We start from the raw sequence: 17,376 nt of genomic DNA on the forward strand, positions 1-17,376 counted from the left end.
TATCGCAATGACTTCAGGCGTCGCCAGCAGATGAGTGCGCATCCGAGGGTGAGGAACGCTTCGTGGATGTCGTCGCGTATCTCCCAGCGGATCCGTAGGCGGCGGAAGCCGTGGATCCAGGCGTTCGTACGCTCTACGACCCAGCTGACGGTGCCGAGTCCGGAGCCGTGCGGTGTGCCGCGTCGGGCGATGACCGGCTTGATGCCTCGCTACCACAGCAGGCGGCGGTACTTGTCGTAGTCGTAGCCGCGGTCGGCGAGCAGCTGCCGGGGCCGGCCGGTGCGGCCTTGATGTGGGGTATCGCGTCGAGCAGAGGCAACAGCTGCGTGACGTCGTGCCGGGTGCCGCCGGTGAGTGTGACGGCCAATGGGGTGCCGTGCGCGTCGGTGATCACGTGGTGTTTCGAGCCCGGTCTGACGCGGTCGACCGGGCTCGGCCCGGTTTTGGGCCGCCCCGACGTGCCTGCCGGTACGAGCCGTCGATCACCGCCCGGGACCAGTCCAGCTTCCCGGCCTGATGCAGCTCGGTCAGCAGCACCTGGTGCAGCCGCTCCCATATACCGGCCTCGTTTCCAGTCCCGCAGCCGGCGCCAGCACGTCATCCCGGAGCCGAACCCGAGCTCCTGCGGCAGCCACTCCCACTGGATGCCGGTGTGCAGCACGAACAAGATTCCTTGCATGCACAGGCGGTCATCCAGCGGCAGTCGGCCCGGATTCCGCACCCGCCGGGACCGCACCGGAAGCAGCGGCTCGATCCGCACCCACAAGTCGTCCGTCACGAGCCACGGTGGAACCTTCCCACGGGCGGTGTTCACAGCTGTGGTGTACGTCCTGTTCGACAGCCGGCCATGAGGCAACGTCCGGGCAGTAGCCGGTCGACTGGTTGCTGACCTCGTTCACCGCCCAGCGTCCGGCGTCGCGGTAGAAGCTGACTTCGCCAGCGCCTAGCACCCGATCGCCGCTCGCGCAGGCGACGTGTTCGCTGCGGCGTGGGGCTAGAGCATCTCTTTCGGATCATGCTTAGACGGCGTCGTCCTCTGCCCGCACCCAGTCCAGTTGCGCGTCGCTCAGGAGGGGATCGAACCCCTCGGGGAACATCAGCATGAGCGGCTGTGGCCACATGTTCTCGGGCCCGTGCTCTTTGCAGTGCAAGACCACAAGATGCGGTCCTTCTCCGCAAGCCTCGTGCCGGTAGACGCGGTCATGGGACTGGCAGAAGTACCAGAACGTCGTGCAGTCGTCCTCATCAGTCGGCTCGTAGAAGCCGGGGTCACGGACGATCTGCGTCACCGGCTCACGCCGGTTGAGCGGGGGGATGGGCCGAGGATTGCACCACAGCAGTCGAGGAGGAAGCACGAGATCATTCTGTCCTCACGGCGACTTCGCGTCAGCGTGCGGACCAGATGAAGATGCCCGCGAGATGGAGCGCGGCCAGGTAGATGGTGGCGGTCTTGTCATATCGAGTGGCCAGGCCGCGCCACTGCTTGAGCACCGTTCGACGGTGGCGATGACGACGAACCGGGAGTGATCGTCGATCCCGGTGAGCATCTTGCACTCGCGGCCGTCGGCCAGGAAGATCCCGCCGACCAGGTCCATCTGCCACAGGTGCATCGGCGTCTCGCGCTGCCACCGCTTGTACTTGCGGCGGTGTTTCTGCTCCTGGCGCCGGATGAGCCCGTTGCGCGCCAAGACCCGGTGGACCGTCGCCCGCGACGGTGCGGCACCAGTGCCGGTCCGCGCCACCTCGCGATACGGCGGGCACCCCAGCGGGGGTTCACCCTGCGCATCTCACACACCAGGGCCTCCACCTCGGCGGGAAGCCGGGTCGGGCTGGTGCGCGGGCACCGGGACTTCTCCCTCAGCCCTCCGAGCCCCTCGGCCTCGTGCTTCGACTTCTCCCTGGGCGACGTCAGACCGCGTTTGAGATCTGGCATGGGACGATCGGTCGGTGACTCGACTCGTGAACCGTGACCTCTCCCTTGAGGAGCTTGAGCGCGACCGTTGGTCGGTCCCGTTGGGCGGTGAAACCCGGCTGATGGCGACCGTGCGCCAGCTTCGGCGCAAGCCGATCGGCGGCCTGACGGTTGAGGACATGCGGCTATTGATCAGGCAAGACGTGGGCCTTGCCTATCTCCTGCCCCTGGCGGTGGAGGCCCTCCGGATCGACCCACTGGCGGAAGGCGACATGTACGAGGGTGATCTGCTGGCCGCCGTACTCACCAGAAGTGCGGAGGTCTGGAGCGAGTCCCCCGAACTCGAGCGGGATGTCCGCCTGATCGTCTCGGAGTTGGCCGACGTGCCGCCTGCCCTGAAACGTGAGGTTGAGAGGTTTCTGGCTCTGTAGCTCGCCGACAGCAGCTACCGCGGCGAGGAGCCGGCAGGTTGTCTACGAGGAGTGCCACACGAGCGGTCGTGGGCCGGGACGCATCGCAGCACGGCCCCGAGTGAGCCGGCGGACCATGACGCCGATCATGGCCCATCGAATCATCGTCTCGGCGTGGGCCGGACTGGTCTCGTAGTCCCGGGCCAGGCGCCCGGTGGGCGGTGAGCCACGAGAACGTTCGCTCTACCGCCCACCGCTTGGGCTGGACCCGGAAACCACGCTGGTCAGGGTCCTTGCGGACGATCTCCAGGTCGCGGCCGAGGATCTGTGCGGCCCACTCGACCAGGCGGCCGGCGAAGCCCTGGTCGGCCCAGACCTTCTTGACGCTGGGGTGGTCGAGCCTGGTCCACAGCAAGGGCCGCTTTGCGCCGTCGCGGTCCTGGATGCTCGCCGCGACGACGTGAACGGCCAGGAGCAGACCCAGGGTGTCGGTGACGATGCACCTCTTGCGGCCCTTCACCTTCTTGCCCGCGTCGAAGCCTCTGGTGGCCGCGGGGACCGTGTCGGCCGTGCGGACGGACTGCGAGTCGATCAGACCCGCGCTCGGCTCCACGTCGCGGTCGTCAGCTTCACGGACCTTGCCGCGCAGGGCATCGTGGATGCGCTCGACGGCGCCGCCGTCGTGCCACCAGGTGAAGTACCAGTACACCGTCGGCCACGGAGCGAAGTCCTTCGGCAACTGTCGCCAGGCACAGCCGGTCCGCACCACGTAGAAGATCGCGTCCACAATCCGTCGCCGAGGATGCTTCTCCCGACGCCCGCCCTTCGGGCCCACCCGCGACGGCGGGAGCAAAGGTTCCACCAGCGCCCACTGCTCATCCGTCAAGTCTGACGGATACCCACCCCCACCACCGCTCACGGTGAGCTCAACGAACGCCTCAGCAACGGGACACGGCAGATCTCAAACGCGGTCTCAGTCCTACGAGTTCCCGGGCACGGGCGGCGAATGCTCTCGATTACATGACAGGTGCTGCCTCATTGTGGCACCACGTTTTGTAAGCGGCGTAAAGAGCTGCTTTTTCTACTCGCAGTACAGGACCCAGAGAACAGCATTCTTCATAGAACCGGCCTGTGTGGTCTTCGGTCTCGGCATACGCAGTGGTCGCTAAACGACCCCGCTCAGGACCTGTCAGGTCGCGGTCGCAGACGAGATAGCGGCGAGCACCGTCGATAAGCCATTCGAGGATGCCGGGACCTTCCTCAGTGAGGACAATGTCCGCAAGGTTGTCGATTCTCCGGTGATCTGGAACAACGCTTTCAAACGGGATCAGTCGCATGCGGCACCAGAAGGAGCTTATGCGTAGGGTCGAAACTGAAGAAGTCTTGTCGCATGCGGCGGGCTTTGATCTGGTCACCGGGTTTGACTTCGGAACAGACGATAACGCGACGACCATGCAATTCAGCAGGATCGGTAAAGACCTGAGCACTCTCCGGGAAAGCCACCACCAGGGCTGTGTCACCGCCGCTCTGCTGGATGCCAGCGGTGACACATCGCAGCAATCCCGAGCCAAGCCAGTGCTAGCAACTCCTCGCAGCTCAGCTCTGTCGCCACCCCCTGTCAAGGGCCATCGACTTGATTTGTTCCATCGAGAAGACAGGATCCTTGCGTGTGGCGGGAGTGCCAAAGGAGGAACTGTTAAGCTCCGAAATAAGAACTCTGCGTCCGTCGTCGTAAAGAACGTCTGCTTCCCATTGCATGATGTCGGACTGGCCCTGAACGGGGGCCATTCGGGTAACAATCTTTCCACCGCCCGGTATTTTCTTCCCATTGCGGAACAAGGGCACGAGCTCCTGACTACCGGGCTTCCATTTCTGGATAGTCACGGCCAGCAGGGAATCTCCTCGTCCGTCATTCACCGTAACGTCGACATAACCGGTTCGACCTTCCCGATTCATTATCTCTAGGCGCCCCGGAATCATCTTTTCCAGGTTGCGCAAAATCTCTTGATCGGCCATCTTTCCAGCACTCGGCGACTTGGAAACAGTCGGATCATTTGTCAGTGTTTCCATTACCGACTCCCACGCCTTGGATGTGGCAATTTTTGAGAGTTGATCCATCGACAAAGGTAGCGAAGCCGCAAGGGTCTCACCCTGCTTTTCAGCCCCCTGGTTACCCTGTACGACAGACACCAGTGCTCCATCCTTGGTTAGCAGTTTCACGGTCCACTGCTTTGCCCCATGAGGGTCGAAAGGTTCCACATAACCCCGGTTTGCGACTAGTTTGCGATCAGCATCGATGGCCTTCTTATAGCAACGGTCATATGGATTGTACGAACGTAGAGGGCATTGATTCAAAAGACTCAGGAAGGAACGAGGAGGGCGTGATACCGAAACTTCAACGGATGACTTGGAATGCCCGTCATCGAATATCAGCCTGGCGGACCGAGCAAACGACGGTGATCCCGGCATGTCCGGACCAGGTTCGCGTGAAACATTTCCTTCCGGAAGTAGGGATCGCAAGGTGTCCGTCATCAGATCCTCGGATATCACTCGAGTCGGGGAATCGCTTCCTGTTGCTGCGGACACCACGGCGCCAGACAGACCTAGCACCAGGACAGTAGAAAACAAGAGGATTCGCCGCTTGGATCCGACCCTAGGAGTCTTCGATACGACTTCAGCCAGAGCGTTTTGATTTTCACGGGTCAAGTAGATCACCATAAATATGTGGATGACGGATACAAATCTAGTATCTACAAAGTTGTAGCCACTTCGGGCTAATTAAAGGTAGCCAAAACGGCGGATTGTGACTATTTCGAGTAGACCTCAAGCAATGCGCTCAAATGTACTTAACTGATCCCCCGCGCTGCCCCATTTCAGTGGAAGAAATGGGGCAGCGCGGAACTATTTCGCCCATTCGATAAAGCGTTAACGCGTGATGGAGAGGCTCAGCAACTCATGATCCAACTAGCCCACATGAAAGGCTTAGAGTCACTGAACGGGGCTCCGATGTAGTTCCACGAACCACCCTTCCAAAACTTGTACTTGATACTGTGGTCGTAATCATTGAAGCCACACATATCCTTGCTGGTGTGATTGATTACGGACTTCATAGGTTGCTCGAAAAAGGTGTTGGTACCTCCAATCCACCACTGAGATTGAACGCCACCATAGTTTGGCTGGGTGTAGAAATATGCATCGATAGCAGATCCCTTAGGTTCGGCCAGGTGGGCCGCAGCAGACCCCGTGGGTTCGGCTGCGTTGGCCGTCACTGCAGTTACACCCATGACGGCTGAGCCGGTGAGGGCGAGCACAGTAAGTAGACGCTTCACAGAGTTCCTTTCCGATCGCAATAAAAAGAAAAATACTGGATTTCTCTACAGTGAAATAAAGCTGCCGCCTTATCCACTGCGGGGTCTATTTTAGATTAATGCGCTATGCCTGCATGGAATGAAAATCTAGCAGTTAACGAAGATCGGGCCGGACTTGGGGTCAGTTCCGATGAAAGTGCCATTCCAGGCCGTAGAGCGCATATAGTTGGAATCGGTGAAGGGCGAGCCGATGTAATTGTAGTTCCCCGGAAGGAAGCCGTATATCTTATTTGAATCCTTACTGATTCCGCAGAGCCTAGACCCGGCAGGGCCGTTATTAATGATCGACTTAACGGGCATCGGGTAAGCCTGAAGTGCCCGGTTGCAACTATCGTGGAACCACTGGCTTCCACCATAGTTCGCCTGCGAATAAAGCCAGACATAGTCACACCCCGAAGAGGTGTTCTCTGCAGCAGGTGTAGCTGACGCAGGCGCCGCAGCGAGCAGCGGAGCGGCCACAGCGGCAGCCACAGAGAGGCCCACCACAGCCAGGGTGGAAGTAATCTTCTTCATTATCTATTTCCCCTTCAGGGATTTGTAACAAAAGAGGCTATGCATTGAGCGCGCGGAACTGGATCCCGCTGCCGCACTTTATCAATCTATTCGCAATAGATCTGGGCATCGCACTCAGGTGCCAATACTTCACCGAGTACAGGGTTTCGCTTTCCGGATTCTGGTATCGCCCTGCCGGCAACTACTACTCTGGCTCGGATTCTGGATCGATGGAAGAGCTTCCAGGTGACACCAACGGGCCTCGGACGATTGAGGTCAGCAGTAGCACCAGGGTGATTGGCTGATCGGAATCTGTCTTGGGTTGGCCAGGTGAGACCGAGGGCTCTAGGGGCCGTAGGTAGACCTGGGCGCGGCCCGGGTGTTTGGTGGACTTCGGGGGCGAGCATGCGCCAGGCGTTCAGGCTGTAGCGGGCGAGGATGCGGGTGGCGAACTGCTCGCGGACCTCCGGGCCTCCCAGGGCGCGAGCGGTCGCGGACTGCGCGACCAGGAGCACGTGCATACGGCCCATGTAGAGGACTTCGTTGAGCGCGTCGATCGCCGGGGAGACCTTCGGGTCGCCGGACTCGCGGGTCCGCTCCCAATAGCGGGCCAGCTGCTTCATCGTGGCGTTGACCTCTTCAAGGAGGATCAGCAGCCGCGGGCCGACGGCGTCCGGGTCGGCATCGATACCAAGTTCGTCGGCGACGCGCACCCGGCGCCGGCCTTCCATGCCGAGCTCGATCAGCGCGTCGTGGATGTCGGCGATGTCGGCGCAGTAGGTGACGCCGGGTATGCCGCGCGCCCAGGGGTGGGAGATCCGCTTGTAGTCGAGGATGTACGCCTGCGAGCCGTTGTGGAGCATCTGGCAGGTGATGCAGCGCAGTGTCACCGACTTGCCGCCACCGGCGGAGGCGTTGCCCAGGATGTGCGGTGAACCGGCGTCCAGGTCGACCGAGAGCGGCTTGCCGCTGGCGCCGATCCCGATGACCGGAGCGGACTCCGCGGCCTTGGCCACCAGCTCCCGCACCGAGGCGTCTTTGAAGGCGGCCTTCGCCGGGGGCTTGCGGGTCTTCATCACCAGCACGTACGGCGTGCGTCCGGATGCCCGGAGAACGTCACGCCCTCCAGGGCGAGTTCTGCGTGATGAGGTCGGCGACCTCGTCGCGGGAGAACCGCAGGTGCACCGGCAGGCCGACGCGTATCTCCGCGTCGTCGTCGCTGAAATTCTTCGGGACATGGAGATAGTGGCGTGGTGCGGTCTGCTCCACCAGCGGCCGCGTGAGCGCCTCGTGCAGCGGGACGACCCACTGCCGCATCAGCTCCCTGTGCTCGCGGTTCAGCAGCCCGTACGCCAGGCCGCCGGCTGCGGCGGAGGCCGCGCCGATCCCGCCCGTCTGGAGCGCCTGGAGGGTGGCGTCCCGGTGCTCGATCAGGTCCCGGGCCGTCTCCTGGTTCTCCCAGGTCCAGAAGCCGCCCGAGTCTGCCGCGCTGAGGAAGGTCATCCGGAAGGTGAGGCGCTGCCACCCGGCCCGGTACGACGAACGCGAGACGCGCCCCTCCACCTTCGGGCGGACGCGGGTGGCGGAACGCAAGAACGTGGCGTCGGTCCGCTTCATCCCGTCCATGTCCCGGCCGCCCAGGAACCGGCCGATGCCGAACATGAGAGCTTCGGCGGTCTCGTCAACCTTCCTGTTGAACTTCGTCTGCGCCATTGCGCCGTGCCGTCCAACGCCCTTCGTACGCGGGTGTGCTGTGGCGTGGCGGTGCCGCCGGCCGCTCTCCCTGGCCATCAACCTGGCAGACCGTCATGAACCGGATGCCCGGCGACTACGCCGAAGCCCTCAGCGAGCCGGAGCCGAAGACCTCGGCGACATCGGGTTCGCTGCCCAGCGCCTTCTTGAACAGGTCGCGTCGATCCCGGGCGAGCCTGGTCTGGTCGATGTCCTCGTTAACGCTCTTCTGGAAGTCGTCGAACGCCTCGTCGATCCGCATCGTGCCTCCTCGATCTTGCGTGTTCAGCCCTGGTCCCACACCGAGTTCGGCCGCCTGGTGGGGCAGGCTTCGTCCGCGTTCGGGAGGCATTAGGCCACTCCCGTTCAGCGTAGGCGGCACCGCTGACAACACCCCCTGAAAGCCGCATAGTCGATCAAGGGTGGACGGCACAGCACCAGGACCCCCTCCCCGTGCTGACGGCCCCTCGACGGCGGGCCGGGATTCAAGGAAGTGGCGGGTGGGTGAGCAAGTTGCGGGCTGGGAGCTGCGAGGATGGCCTGCCGATGGCCTCACGGAAGTACTTGCTGCTGTCAAACTCCCACTCACTCCCCCGTCACGTCGGGCAGGCGCGAACGTCTCCACTGGTACTGGGGGTATTCCGAGAGTTGGAATAACTGAGTCCACCATCTCAGCGACCGGTGTGCACCTGCTGCGGCACGATTCACCTCGACCTGGTCGTGGCGGCGGCTTCGTCCGAGCGCAACGAGATCCGGCACACCGCACGCGGCGGCGACAACCCCGTCCCATAACCTCGTGCACGAAGACGACAGTTGCCGTCCGTATCCACTGTGAGGAGGCGATGGTGTTCACAAGCGGCACGCGGTTACTCGCGGGCGCCATGATCGTGCTCTGCATGGCGCTCGTCGGCCCCAGTACACCGAGCGGTGCCCTCTTTCCCCGGGCGCTGCCCGCCGGAGCCGTCAGGGACGTCGTAGCGAACCGGGTCATGACGTGGAACATCTGCAACCCCTGCGAGGAAAGCAACCTCGAACGGGCAGCGGAAATCTCCACCTATGCGCCCCAGGTCATCGGCCTGCAAGAAGCATGCGCGCGTGACGTCGAGAAGATCCGGGAGTATCTGGAGAACCTTCACGGGCTGGTCTACCACGTCGAGTACGGGACGGTTCTGCGCAACTGGGGCCGCTGCGGTGGAGTGCCGTGGCATCCGGGAGCCTACGGCCAGGCGATCCTCTCCGCGGCACCGATGACCGACCGCGTCAACGTGGAATACCCCGACGGAGGATCCGAAGACCGCGGGTACCTGGCCGTCACCACCACAGTGAGCGGCCGGCCCGTCCGCATCTTCAACACCCACCTCGCCCAACGACGCCAAGAAGCGGTCCGAGCGGACCAGACCCTCGTACTCGCCGAAGACGTCTCCCGGCATGACCACGCGATCGTCCTCGGCGACTTCAACGCCGTCCCCGACGCCCCCGAACTCGCCGCTATCTGGGCACTGGCCACGGACACAGACCCCGCATGCCATCCCCCGTCCACCGACACCTGCAAGCCGACCACCGACTGGCACAGCACGTTCGACTACATCTTCCTGCGAGGCCTCATCCCCCTCGAGCACAGTGTGCATCCCACCCCGTACTCAGATCACCACTTGCTCCACACCGACCTGGACCCAACTTGAGTGGGCATCCTGGCCAGCTCGGCTGACGATGGCGAGAGCCGACGATCCACTCGGCCTGGCCCGGGCCTTCGTGACTTTGCCCAGCGCCATCACCGTCCGGTCAGTTGCCGGACGCCGAGGGGCTGTTCTCCCGTCGGTGGCTCCCGGTCCGGACGCCGACTGCGGCCGGGTTCCCAGAGTGTGCTGCGCACCAACACAGGCGGCCTCACCACGTTGCCCACCAAGACCCGGGCCTCCGAGCGCCACATCGCCCTCCCCGCCCGCTGCCTCCAGTCGCTGAAACGCCACCGAGAAGAGCAGCAGCGCGACCGTGACACGGCAGGCGTCGAGTGGCAGCACAACGGGTACGTGTTCACCACGCCGCAGGAAAGAGCAATCGACCTGACCTCTCCCTCGCCGATGTCCCCCACTTGACATCGCCGCTCTGACGGCGGCGCAGCGCGGCGGCACCGCCCGACGCGCGAGCAACACCAGCGGCGCCCGATCCCCTCGCTGGCCGCCCGGGACCTGTCCCACCACCCACCTTCCTTGTTCTTCCTGCTGTGGGGCGTGGACTCGGGGGCGTAGAGGGGATGTCGGCCTCCCGGCCACGGCAGGGTCAGCGTGGTGACCTGCGGATTCGCGGACAGGCGCGGCGGAGGGTGCGGACGGTTGTCGGCCGGGTTGTCGGAAGGGATGTGGGCCTGGTCCACGGAGGCGTTGTCGCTTCGTGACCGTGGTCGGGCCTTCGTGGTCGGTGGTCTGGTCGGGGCCGGCTGCTGCTGTGACCGGTACGCGCGGCGCCCGGCAAGGACGGCGCCGCACCGGACGGGAAGCGAGCAGATCCGTGATGATCGGCGTGGACGTGGGCAGCGGGGACCGGCTGGCGCTGGGCGTGCTGACGCAGTACCGGATGGCCACCACCGAGCAGATGCACCGGGTGATCGCCCCCGCGGTGCACATCGAGCAGACCCGGCGGCGGCTGGCCAGACTGGCCGGCCCCAAGGCGTTGACCGCCCTTCAACCTGCCGGGTGCGGTGGTACGGGCGGCTGCGGAGCGCGAGACCAACGGACGGGGTGACCGTCGGGGCCGTCGGTGAGCCAGGAACCGTCGCCCAAGGGCACCAGCTCGTACGGGTTGCTCACCTCGACGGTGAATTCACCGCTGAGCATGCCTGTGCGCACGTCGACCAGGTGGTAGCGGAACCACTCCTCCTCGTCCTGACTCTCACCGCCCAAGGTGACGACGGCCGTGTCGTCGGTCAGGTAGCCGCCGCTCCATTCCACGAAGGACTCCTCCGGGTCGTACCCGAAGGCCTCGACGGGGAGGGTGAAGAGCACGTCCCCGTTGGGGTGGTGGTGAAAGGCCACGTCCGCCTGATCGTGGTCGACGGTCATGAACTGCTGCCCGGACGGCGCCAGGTCGATCAGGCAGCGGTCCGACCACGGGTACGTCACGAACTCCGGCTCTCCACCCGCCCTGGCCGTACCCCGGAGAATGACGGAGCCGTCCTGGCCCTCACCGATGTCGAGGTAGACGCTGCCGTCCGCGGAGTGCACGTGGTGGCCGGCGCCGTGCCCGACCGTCTCCAGCTCCCGGCGGGCGAGGATCGCACCGCTCTCGGCGTCGTGTACGACCCACTGGTCTCCGCCACCGCGTCCCGCCATCGCGTCCGGACGGTAGACCCACACCGTCCGACCGTCCAGAGACATCGCACACCCAGGCCGGTGGCCATGGCGTACGTCAGAGTGCGGCTCGAAGTCCGAAGCCCACACCAGGTCGCCGGCACGTGTGAGGCAGACGACACCGTTCAGCGTCGTGTACACGACCTGCTCCAGATCGTGCCGGACCACCGACTCCACGACCTCGTCGCCGGCCCGGGGCTGGAAAACCGCGGCGGGCTCCAGCGTCCCGCAGGCGCCGGAGTCCACGACGTAGGCATGGATCCGGCCGTCGCGGTGGCGCGCGATGACCTTCGGTGGCGGCGCAGGAGTCATCCGCTGAGGCTAACCCCCAGGTCAAGCCGACTGATATCCGGGGCGGCGTGCACGCCGAACAAGGTATCGCAGGCCAAAAATCGCGCTCAGGCTCATGAACGAACCCTCGTTGCGCAGCCTTTCACGGCGGGCGGCAAGGGTTCGTTCACAGCTTCGGAACCACTGTTGATGCTGTGGCGCGGTGCTTGGGAGACTTCGGGCCGCCAAGTTCAGGGGCAAGACTGTGCAACGACAACTGCCTCCCGCAAGCGGGCCATTACCGGTCCGGCCGCCACCGCCGAGAAGGGCACGGCTGTTCCGCCCAGCCGGACCGGATCCGGTGCAGCCGCAGATGCTGTTCCTCGCACCGTCGCCCGTTCACCTCACTCCTGAGCGGCTTCCGAGTCGCCCAGCTCGGCGTCGGGATCGTATGCGTAGATCCAGCCGTTGGCGACGAGCGGGTCCTGCCGGGCGTAGGCCTTGTCGCGGGCCTGCTGTTCGGTGCCATCCGGGAGATGGTTGCTGTGCGCGCGGTCGCGGCTGACGCTCTGCAGCCGGGTGGTGCGTGGCAGGCGCAGCTGCTCGTATCTGCGCAGTGCCGCGGGCGGGTCGTCGATGCCGGCGGCCAGGCACCGGGCCAGCACCGCCGCGTCCTCGATCGCCTGGGCGGCGCCTTGGGCGAAGAAGGGAAACATCGGGTGCGCGGCGTCACCGAGCAGTGTCACTCCTGCCTCGGACCACCGGGACAGGGGCGCCCGGTCCAGCAGCGCCCAGCGGCCGGGCGTACCGGCGGCGCTGATGAGGTCGGTCAGCCGCTGGTCCCAGCCGTCGAACTCGGCAAGGAACTCCGCGACAGTGGCGGTGGCCGCCCAGGACTCGACGGTGAAGTCGCCCGCGGGCGCGACAGCAACCAGGTTGACCAGCGCACCTGCTGAGACCGGGTAGTGGACCAGGTGGTGGTCGGGACCGATCCACAGCGTCTGGGCCGGGCGGCGGGCGAAGCGCGGGGCCCGCTCGGCGGGCACCAGGGCCCTGAAGGCGCAAAGACCCGAGTAGGTCGCGGGTGAGGTGCCGAAAAGCGTGCCGCGCACGACGGAGTGGAGCCCGTCGGCGCCGATCACGACGTCGGCCTCGGCCTGTCTCCCGTGGGTGAAGTGGAGCCGCAGCGCGTCGCCCTCGTGGTCCAGGCCGATACATTCGTGACCGTGCCGGACGCTGTCGTCCGGCACGGATGATATGAGGGCGGTCAGCAGGTCCGCCCGGTGCGCGGTGTAGGTGTGCTCGCCGTAGAGCCGTTCACAGGCTGCTGACAGGTCCTCCGAGGACAGGACCGTCCCGTCCTGCCAGCGCCTGAACTCCCAGCCGGTGTCGAGCCGCACCGCCCGCTCGCGGAACACGTCGAGCACCTTCAGTCTGCGGAGCTGACGGGCGGCGTTCGGCGCCACCAGTACCCCCGCACCCACCGCCGTGAGACGGGGCGCCTGCTCGTACACCGTGCTGGGCAGCCCGGCGCGGCGCAGGAACCCCGCCGTGGCGAGGCCACCGACACCGCCGCCCAGCACGGCGATCCTCGGCGGTGCGGTAGTGGACGCTGTCATCCTCACGGCTCCTCGGTTCGGGCGCTCGGCACATGGCCGGCATACGGGGAACGGGTTCGGCAGACCTCCGCGGGACCCCGCCGCCGATGGTGAGCCTCGGGGCAGACCTCGACAACACCACGTCCACCGAAGCAGCGGGGCTACCTGATGAAGAGTTCGTCCAGATCGACGTCGTTCTTGACGACCTTCAGGTCTTTCAGGGTCGTGAGGTACGTCTGGAAGTTGTCGCGGTCCGTCGTGGCCGAGAAGTGCGGCATCAGGAGCTGTTTGCTCTGCTGCTCGGATGTCTTCGTGTACGTGGTGATGGCCTGTCGGACTTCGGTGTCGTGGGTGGCGGCGTATTCGTTGGACTTCTTCAGCGCCCGCGTGAACTTGTCGACCGTGGCCTTGTTCCCTGCAAGGTACGAGGCGGAGGTGATCCACATGGTCTGCACGGTTTCCGGTTCGAAACCGGAGCCGTTGGACAGGACGCTGCGGTCTCCCTTCTGCAGTGCTGCCGACAGGAAGGGTTCCGCCAGGTCGGCGGCGTCGACCTGGCCCTTGGCGAGCGCGTCGGCCATGGCCGGGAACGGCGTCTCCACGAACTTGATCGTGTCCGTGTCCACGCCGGTCTTCCGCGCCGAGACGATGAAGCTCAGGTGGGGCAGCTGGTAGAGGGTGTCCACCGCGACTTTCTTGCCCTCCAAGTCCTTGGCGGAGCGGATCGAGGAGTCTTTCGGTACGACGACCTGGATGTGCACCTTGTCGTTGTCGCGGGCGAACTTGCCGGCGGGGCCCACGATCCGCACCGGAAGGCCGTTGGAGGCGCCGGCGAGGATGGCCGGCACATTGGTGAAGCCGAACTGCGCGTCGCCGCTGACGACGGCGGCCTGTGTCGAGGCGGGCGGAGTGTCCTTGAGCTTCACGTCCAGGCCCTCGGAGCGGAAGAAACCCTTCTCGACGCCCAGTACCAAGGAGGCAGAGTTGGTCACCGCCGCGTTGGCGACAGTGATCTTCGTGAGGCCTTTGGAGGACGAGGAGGAGGTGGGCGAGTCGTCACCGCAAGCGGTGGCGAGCAGCAGGGGAAGTGCGAGTAACACGGGCAGGGACCGTTTCACGAGTGCCTCCTATGTACCCGGGCTGTTCAGCCGGGACAGAAGTGGGAGCGCGGGTGGACGTTCATCCCGCCGTGCCGATGAGTCCGAAGATCTCCTTGCGGTACTGCTGGAACTCCGGGAGGGCCCGTGTCTCCACCTGATCGCGGGGCCGATCGAGGTCCACCGTCACCGTGCGCAGCACACGGCTGGGACGGCGCGACAGGACCAGCACCCGGTCCGCCATGAAGATCGCCTCGTCGATGTCGTGGGTGACGAGCAGGACGGTCCAGCCGAACTCACGCCACAACTCCAGTACCATGGACTCCAGTTGGGCACGGGTCTGGGCGTCCACGGAGGCGAAGGGCTCGTCCATCAGCAGGTAGGACGGCCGGGAGGCGATGGCCCGGGCGATCGCCACGCGCTGCTGCATGCCCCCGGACAACTGCCACGGATAGTGGTCCGCGAACTCGGTGAGTCCGACGTGCCCCAGAGAGTCGGCCACCCGGGCGGCGCGCTCCCGGCGAGGCAGGGCATGCAGCCCGAACTCGACGTTGCGGCGCACGGAGAGCCAGGGGAACAGGCTGCGCGTGTACTCCTGGAAGACCACGGCGAGGGAATGCTGTACGTCTTGCACGGCCCGCCCGTCCAGCCGGATCGCACCGGAGGACGGCCTGTCGAGTCCGGCGAGACAGCGCAGCAGTGTCGTCTTGCCGCATCCGGAGGGGCCGACCAGCACCACGAACTCACCCCGGGCGGCGCTGAACGTCAGGTCGGCGATCGCCTCGGTGCCGGTGGCGGACGAGCGGGACGCGGCGTACACCTTCGCCAGCCGGTCCACCTCCAGCACACTGCGCCCGGACGCCGCCCCGGTGTCCCGGGCGAGATCCCCCTCAGCCACGGCCGATTCCCTTCTGTCCCTCGTACCAGGCCAGCACGTGGTACTCGACAACGGTGAACAACAGGGTGAACAGGCCACCGAGCAGGCCCAGGACGAGGACCCCGGCGTACATGTCCTGGAAGGCGTACGCCCGTTGGGCCTGCAGTACGAAGAAGCCCAGACCACTCGTCGAGGCGACCATCTCACTGATCACCATCATGATCAGTGAGATGCCGAGGGCGATCCGCAGACCCGCGAAGACCTGCGGCAGACAGGCCGGCCAGATCACCCGGCTCACCACCCGCCACCGTCCGACGTGCGCCGCACGCGCCGCGTCCACGAAACCCGCGTCGACCGTCCGAGCCCCGTCCATGGTGTTGAGCAGGACGGGCCACACGGCTCCGAGCGCGATCAGACCCACCCGCGTACCGGAGTTCGGGCCGAAGGCGAGCACCGCCACGGGGAGCACGGCGGGGAGAGGCACGGCCCTGAGGAACTCCAGAACCGGGCGTACCCACGGGTCGAGCGCACGGAAGTGACCGAGCAGGAGGCCGGCGGCGACGCCGAGCGACGATCCGACGAAGAAGCCGGCCACGGTACGAGTGGCCGACGGCAGCACGTCCTGGCGCAGACCGGGGCCGGAAACGAGGTCCCAGGCTCCGCGGGCGGCGACGGAGAACGGCTCCAGGAACATGACGGAGCCCGATCGCCCCACCGCCTCCCACATCCCCAGTACCGCGAGGGTGGTCAGTACGCCGACGGCCCGGCGAGCCTGGCGGACTCGGCGGGACCGGCCCTGGACGCGGCTCACTGGTCGCCTCCCACCGTGATGGCGCGCCAGCGGACGGTCAGGCGGTCGGCCGCGAGAACAGCGGCGTTGACGAGATACCCGATCGTCCCGGCGGCGACGATCCCCGCGTACGCCTCGGGCATGTCGCCGACCTGCTGGTGCAGGTCGACATAGTGCCCCAGGCCGGTACCGGAGGCGACCAGTTCGCTCACCACGGTGACGACCACCGCGATGGAGGCGGCCAGTCGCAGTCCTGTGAAGACGGCCGGCAATGCGCCGGGCAGGACGACCCGCCGGACGAGAGCGAGTCGGCGCAGTCCCAGGATCCGCCCGCTGTCGAGGTGGAGAGGATCCACGTTCCGCACGCCGTAACGTGTGTTGAACACCACCGGCCACACCGAGGCGAAGCTGATGAGAAAGGTCTGCATGCGCAGCCCGAGTCCCAGCAGCACGATGGCCACCGGTACCAGCGCCACCGCCGGAATCGGCCGAAGGAAGTTGAAGAGCGGCCCGGTGGCCGCATCCGCCCACTGCGAGAGTCCCACCAGCGTGCCGAGCAGTACGCCGATCGACGCCGCGGTGGCGAAGCCGACGGCCCACGGGTACGCGGTCTGCGCCGCGGCCGTGGCAAGCGGCCCCTCGCCGATCTCGTTGAACAGCGCGGACGAGATCGCGCCTACGGACGGAGCGTTGGTCTCCGGCAGGACCGAAGTGGCGCGCAGGATCTCCCAGACGCAGACGGCCCCGACAACACCCCCGATCCCCTTGGCAGCCCGCACCGGCCTGTGCCACGCACCGGCGTCACGCGCGGCACCTCTCGTGTCTTCGGCACGCCGAATCGGCCGGCTCGCGGAGTCGGAGCCGCGCACCGCAGTCATGTCCGCCTCCACCGCCCCCCTACCGATGTACCTGCGACGGTATTGTCTAGCGGTGTCCATGCTCAATCCCATGGACGGAGATCAATTCCCCGGCCCGGTAGGGAGGTTGGGGAAGATGGTCGGCATCCGGACTCAGAGGACATCTGATCTAGGTAGTAGGTGTTCTGGGATGTTTTTGTGACTGGCGGCGTTGAGGGTCGTTGGGTAAGGCGTGAGTGTTCGCCGTCCCTACCGCAGTGATGTGTCCGATGCCCGCTGGGAATGCTGGCTCCCCCACCCCCGGGGCTCCGGGCGCCACGCGGCCTTCTCCGGCGACCGGGTCAGCGCTCCGCGCAATCCAGCCGCTCATACCTTGGCATGTCGGCCTCAGCAGCAGGTTCTTACAGAAGACGGCGACGGTCCACTCTGCAGGCCGACCACGACGCGGCCGGTGCCACCCGCTTCCCCTGCGCTGGCCGGTCATCACGCCGACTCGGTCGGGTGAAGACGGCAGCATGGTGGAGGGGCACAGGGGGCTTCCACCTTGATCGTGGACACCGGTTGTCATGCAGCGATGGCCAGCGTAGTTGATCTCTGCTCGAAGACGACCGGCGCGAGGTAGCCGAT

Annotated in this window: 20 protein-coding genes and 3 pseudogenes; 4 read left to right on the top strand and 19 right to left on the bottom strand. The window is 65.5% G+C overall.

The window, feature by feature from the left end; all coding sequences use genetic code 11:
• The 5 genes and pseudogenes from AB0D57_RS44540 to AB0D57_RS44560 form a co-directional block, all read right to left on the bottom strand.
• A partial coding sequence (locus tag AB0D57_RS44540) for a transposase (protein WP_362087995.1) occupies positions 1-203 on the bottom strand: 203 nt, incomplete at its 3' end.
• Positions 134-814 carry an IS5 family transposase gene (locus tag AB0D57_RS44545; protein WP_362087957.1) on the bottom strand — a complete coding sequence of 227 codons (681 nt, stop codon included), beginning with the start codon at positions 812-814 and terminating at the stop codon, positions 134-136. The genes AB0D57_RS44545 and AB0D57_RS44540, both read right to left, overlap by 70 nt.
• A 205-nt stretch (positions 815-1,019) precedes the next feature.
• Positions 1,020-1,355 carry a hypothetical protein gene (locus AB0D57_RS44550; RefSeq protein ID WP_362087960.1) on the bottom strand — a complete coding sequence of 112 codons (336 nt, stop codon included), beginning with the start codon at positions 1,353-1,355 and terminating at the stop codon, positions 1,020-1,022.
• A 31-nt stretch (positions 1,356-1,386) separates the two neighbouring features.
• A pseudogene (locus tag AB0D57_RS44555) lies at positions 1,387-1,488 on the bottom strand (IS5/IS1182 family transposase); the annotation flags it as partial.
• Between the two features lie 8 nt (positions 1,489-1,496).
• Positions 1,497-1,888, bottom strand: a pseudogene (locus AB0D57_RS44560) (helix-turn-helix domain-containing protein); the annotation flags it as partial.
• 71 nt (positions 1,889-1,959) lie between these two features.
• Between AB0D57_RS44560 and AB0D57_RS44565 the strand changes: the two are divergent.
• Entirely contained in the window at positions 1,960-2,343 is a 384-nt protein-coding gene (locus tag AB0D57_RS44565) for a contact-dependent growth inhibition system immunity protein (protein WP_362087963.1), read from the top strand.
• A 42-nt stretch (positions 2,344-2,385) separates the two neighbouring features.
• Here the strand turns inward: AB0D57_RS44565 and AB0D57_RS44570 are convergent.
• The 8 genes and pseudogenes from AB0D57_RS44570 to AB0D57_RS44605 form a co-directional block, all read right to left on the bottom strand.
• A protein-coding gene (locus AB0D57_RS44570; protein WP_362087997.1) for an IS5 family transposase occupies positions 2,386-3,280 on the bottom strand; the annotation gives its coding sequence in 2 pieces (ribosomal slippage) (positions 2,386-2,532 and positions 2,534-3,280; 894 coding nt in all).
• A gap of 61 nt (positions 3,281-3,341) precedes the next feature.
• A pseudogene (locus tag AB0D57_RS44575) lies at positions 3,342-3,795 on the bottom strand (DNA primase); the annotation flags it as partial.
• 123 nt (positions 3,796-3,918) lie between these two features.
• Positions 3,919-4,512, bottom strand: a complete 594-nt coding sequence (locus AB0D57_RS44580; protein ID WP_362087965.1) for a hypothetical protein — start codon at positions 4,510-4,512, stop codon at positions 3,919-3,921.
• Positions 4,513-5,267: 755 nt separating this feature from the next.
• On the bottom strand, positions 5,268-5,651 hold the full coding sequence (locus AB0D57_RS44585; RefSeq protein WP_362087967.1) for a hypothetical protein: 384 nt from the start codon (positions 5,649-5,651) through the stop codon (positions 5,268-5,270).
• A gap of 126 nt (positions 5,652-5,777) precedes the next feature.
• Positions 5,778-6,203 (bottom strand): hypothetical protein, encoded by a 426-nt coding sequence (locus AB0D57_RS44590; protein WP_362087969.1) that lies wholly within the window; start codon positions 6,201-6,203, stop codon positions 5,778-5,780.
• Between the two features lie 86 nt (positions 6,204-6,289).
• Complete coding sequence (locus AB0D57_RS44595) at positions 6,290-7,258, bottom strand: hypothetical protein (RefSeq protein ID WP_362087971.1); 969 nt, start codon at positions 7,256-7,258, stop codon at positions 6,290-6,292.
• Positions 7,259-7,298: 40 nt separating this feature from the next.
• A complete protein-coding gene (locus AB0D57_RS44600) occupies positions 7,299-7,895 on the bottom strand; it encodes a hypothetical protein (protein ID WP_362087973.1) in 597 nt (198 codons plus the stop codon).
• A gap of 115 nt (positions 7,896-8,010) precedes the next feature.
• Positions 8,011-8,175 (bottom strand): hypothetical protein, encoded by a 165-nt coding sequence (locus tag AB0D57_RS44605; RefSeq protein ID WP_362087975.1) that lies wholly within the window; start codon positions 8,173-8,175, stop codon positions 8,011-8,013.
• A 580-nt stretch (positions 8,176-8,755) separates the two neighbouring features.
• On the opposite strand from AB0D57_RS44605, the gene AB0D57_RS44610 reads away from it, so the two are divergent.
• The 3 genes from AB0D57_RS44610 (at position 8,756) to AB0D57_RS44620 (ending at position 10,655) form a co-directional block, all read left to right on the top strand.
• Positions 8,756-9,595 (top strand): endonuclease/exonuclease/phosphatase family protein, encoded by an 840-nt coding sequence (locus tag AB0D57_RS44610; protein ID WP_362087977.1) that lies wholly within the window; start codon positions 8,756-8,758, stop codon positions 9,593-9,595.
• Positions 9,596-9,775: 180 nt separating this feature from the next.
• Entirely contained in the window at positions 9,776-10,009 is a 234-nt protein-coding gene (locus tag AB0D57_RS44615) for a hypothetical protein (RefSeq protein WP_362087979.1), read from the top strand.
• Between the two features lie 349 nt (positions 10,010-10,358).
• A complete protein-coding gene (locus AB0D57_RS44620) occupies positions 10,359-10,655 on the top strand; it encodes a replication-relaxation family protein (RefSeq protein ID WP_362087981.1) in 297 nt (98 codons plus the stop codon).
• Here the strand turns inward: AB0D57_RS44620 and AB0D57_RS44625 are convergent.
• The 6 genes from AB0D57_RS44625 to AB0D57_RS44650 all read right to left on the bottom strand — a co-directional run bounded on the left by AB0D57_RS44625 (position 10,595) and on the right by AB0D57_RS44650 (position 16,770).
• Positions 10,595-11,572, bottom strand: coding sequence for a hypothetical protein (locus AB0D57_RS44625; protein WP_362087983.1), 978 nt, complete (start codon positions 11,570-11,572; stop codon positions 10,595-10,597). The two genes, AB0D57_RS44620 and AB0D57_RS44625, sit on opposite strands and share 61 nt — an antisense overlap.
• A 362-nt stretch (positions 11,573-11,934) precedes the next feature.
• The gene (locus AB0D57_RS44630) at positions 11,935-13,149 is read right to left on the bottom strand and encodes an FAD-dependent monooxygenase (RefSeq protein ID WP_362087985.1); all 1,215 of its coding nucleotides are present in this window, start codon (positions 13,147-13,149) and stop codon (positions 11,935-11,937) included.
• A gap of 140 nt (positions 13,150-13,289) precedes the next feature.
• Positions 13,290-14,246: an ABC transporter substrate-binding protein gene (locus AB0D57_RS44635; RefSeq protein WP_362087987.1), complete on the bottom strand. Its 957-nt coding sequence runs from the start codon at positions 14,244-14,246 to the stop codon at positions 13,290-13,292.
• A 61-nt stretch (positions 14,247-14,307) separates the two neighbouring features.
• On the bottom strand, positions 14,308-15,123 hold the full coding sequence (locus AB0D57_RS44640) for an ABC transporter ATP-binding protein (RefSeq protein WP_362087989.1): 816 nt from the start codon (positions 15,121-15,123) through the stop codon (positions 14,308-14,310).
• The gene (locus AB0D57_RS44645) at positions 15,116-15,913 is read right to left on the bottom strand and encodes an ABC transporter permease (RefSeq protein WP_362087991.1); all 798 of its coding nucleotides are present in this window, start codon (positions 15,911-15,913) and stop codon (positions 15,116-15,118) included. The genes AB0D57_RS44640 and AB0D57_RS44645 overlap by 8 nt, the downstream gene beginning before the upstream one ends.
• Positions 15,910-16,770, bottom strand: coding sequence for an ABC transporter permease (locus tag AB0D57_RS44650; RefSeq protein WP_362087993.1), 861 nt, complete (start codon positions 16,768-16,770; stop codon positions 15,910-15,912). The genes AB0D57_RS44645 and AB0D57_RS44650 overlap by 4 nt, the downstream gene beginning before the upstream one ends.
• Between the last annotated feature and the right edge of the window lie 606 nt (positions 16,771-17,376).

The sequence above is a fragment of the Streptomyces sp. NPDC048275 genome (assembly GCF_040652275.1).
In the GTDB taxonomy this organism is placed as follows: domain Bacteria; phylum Actinomycetota; class Actinomycetes; order Streptomycetales; family Streptomycetaceae; genus Streptomyces.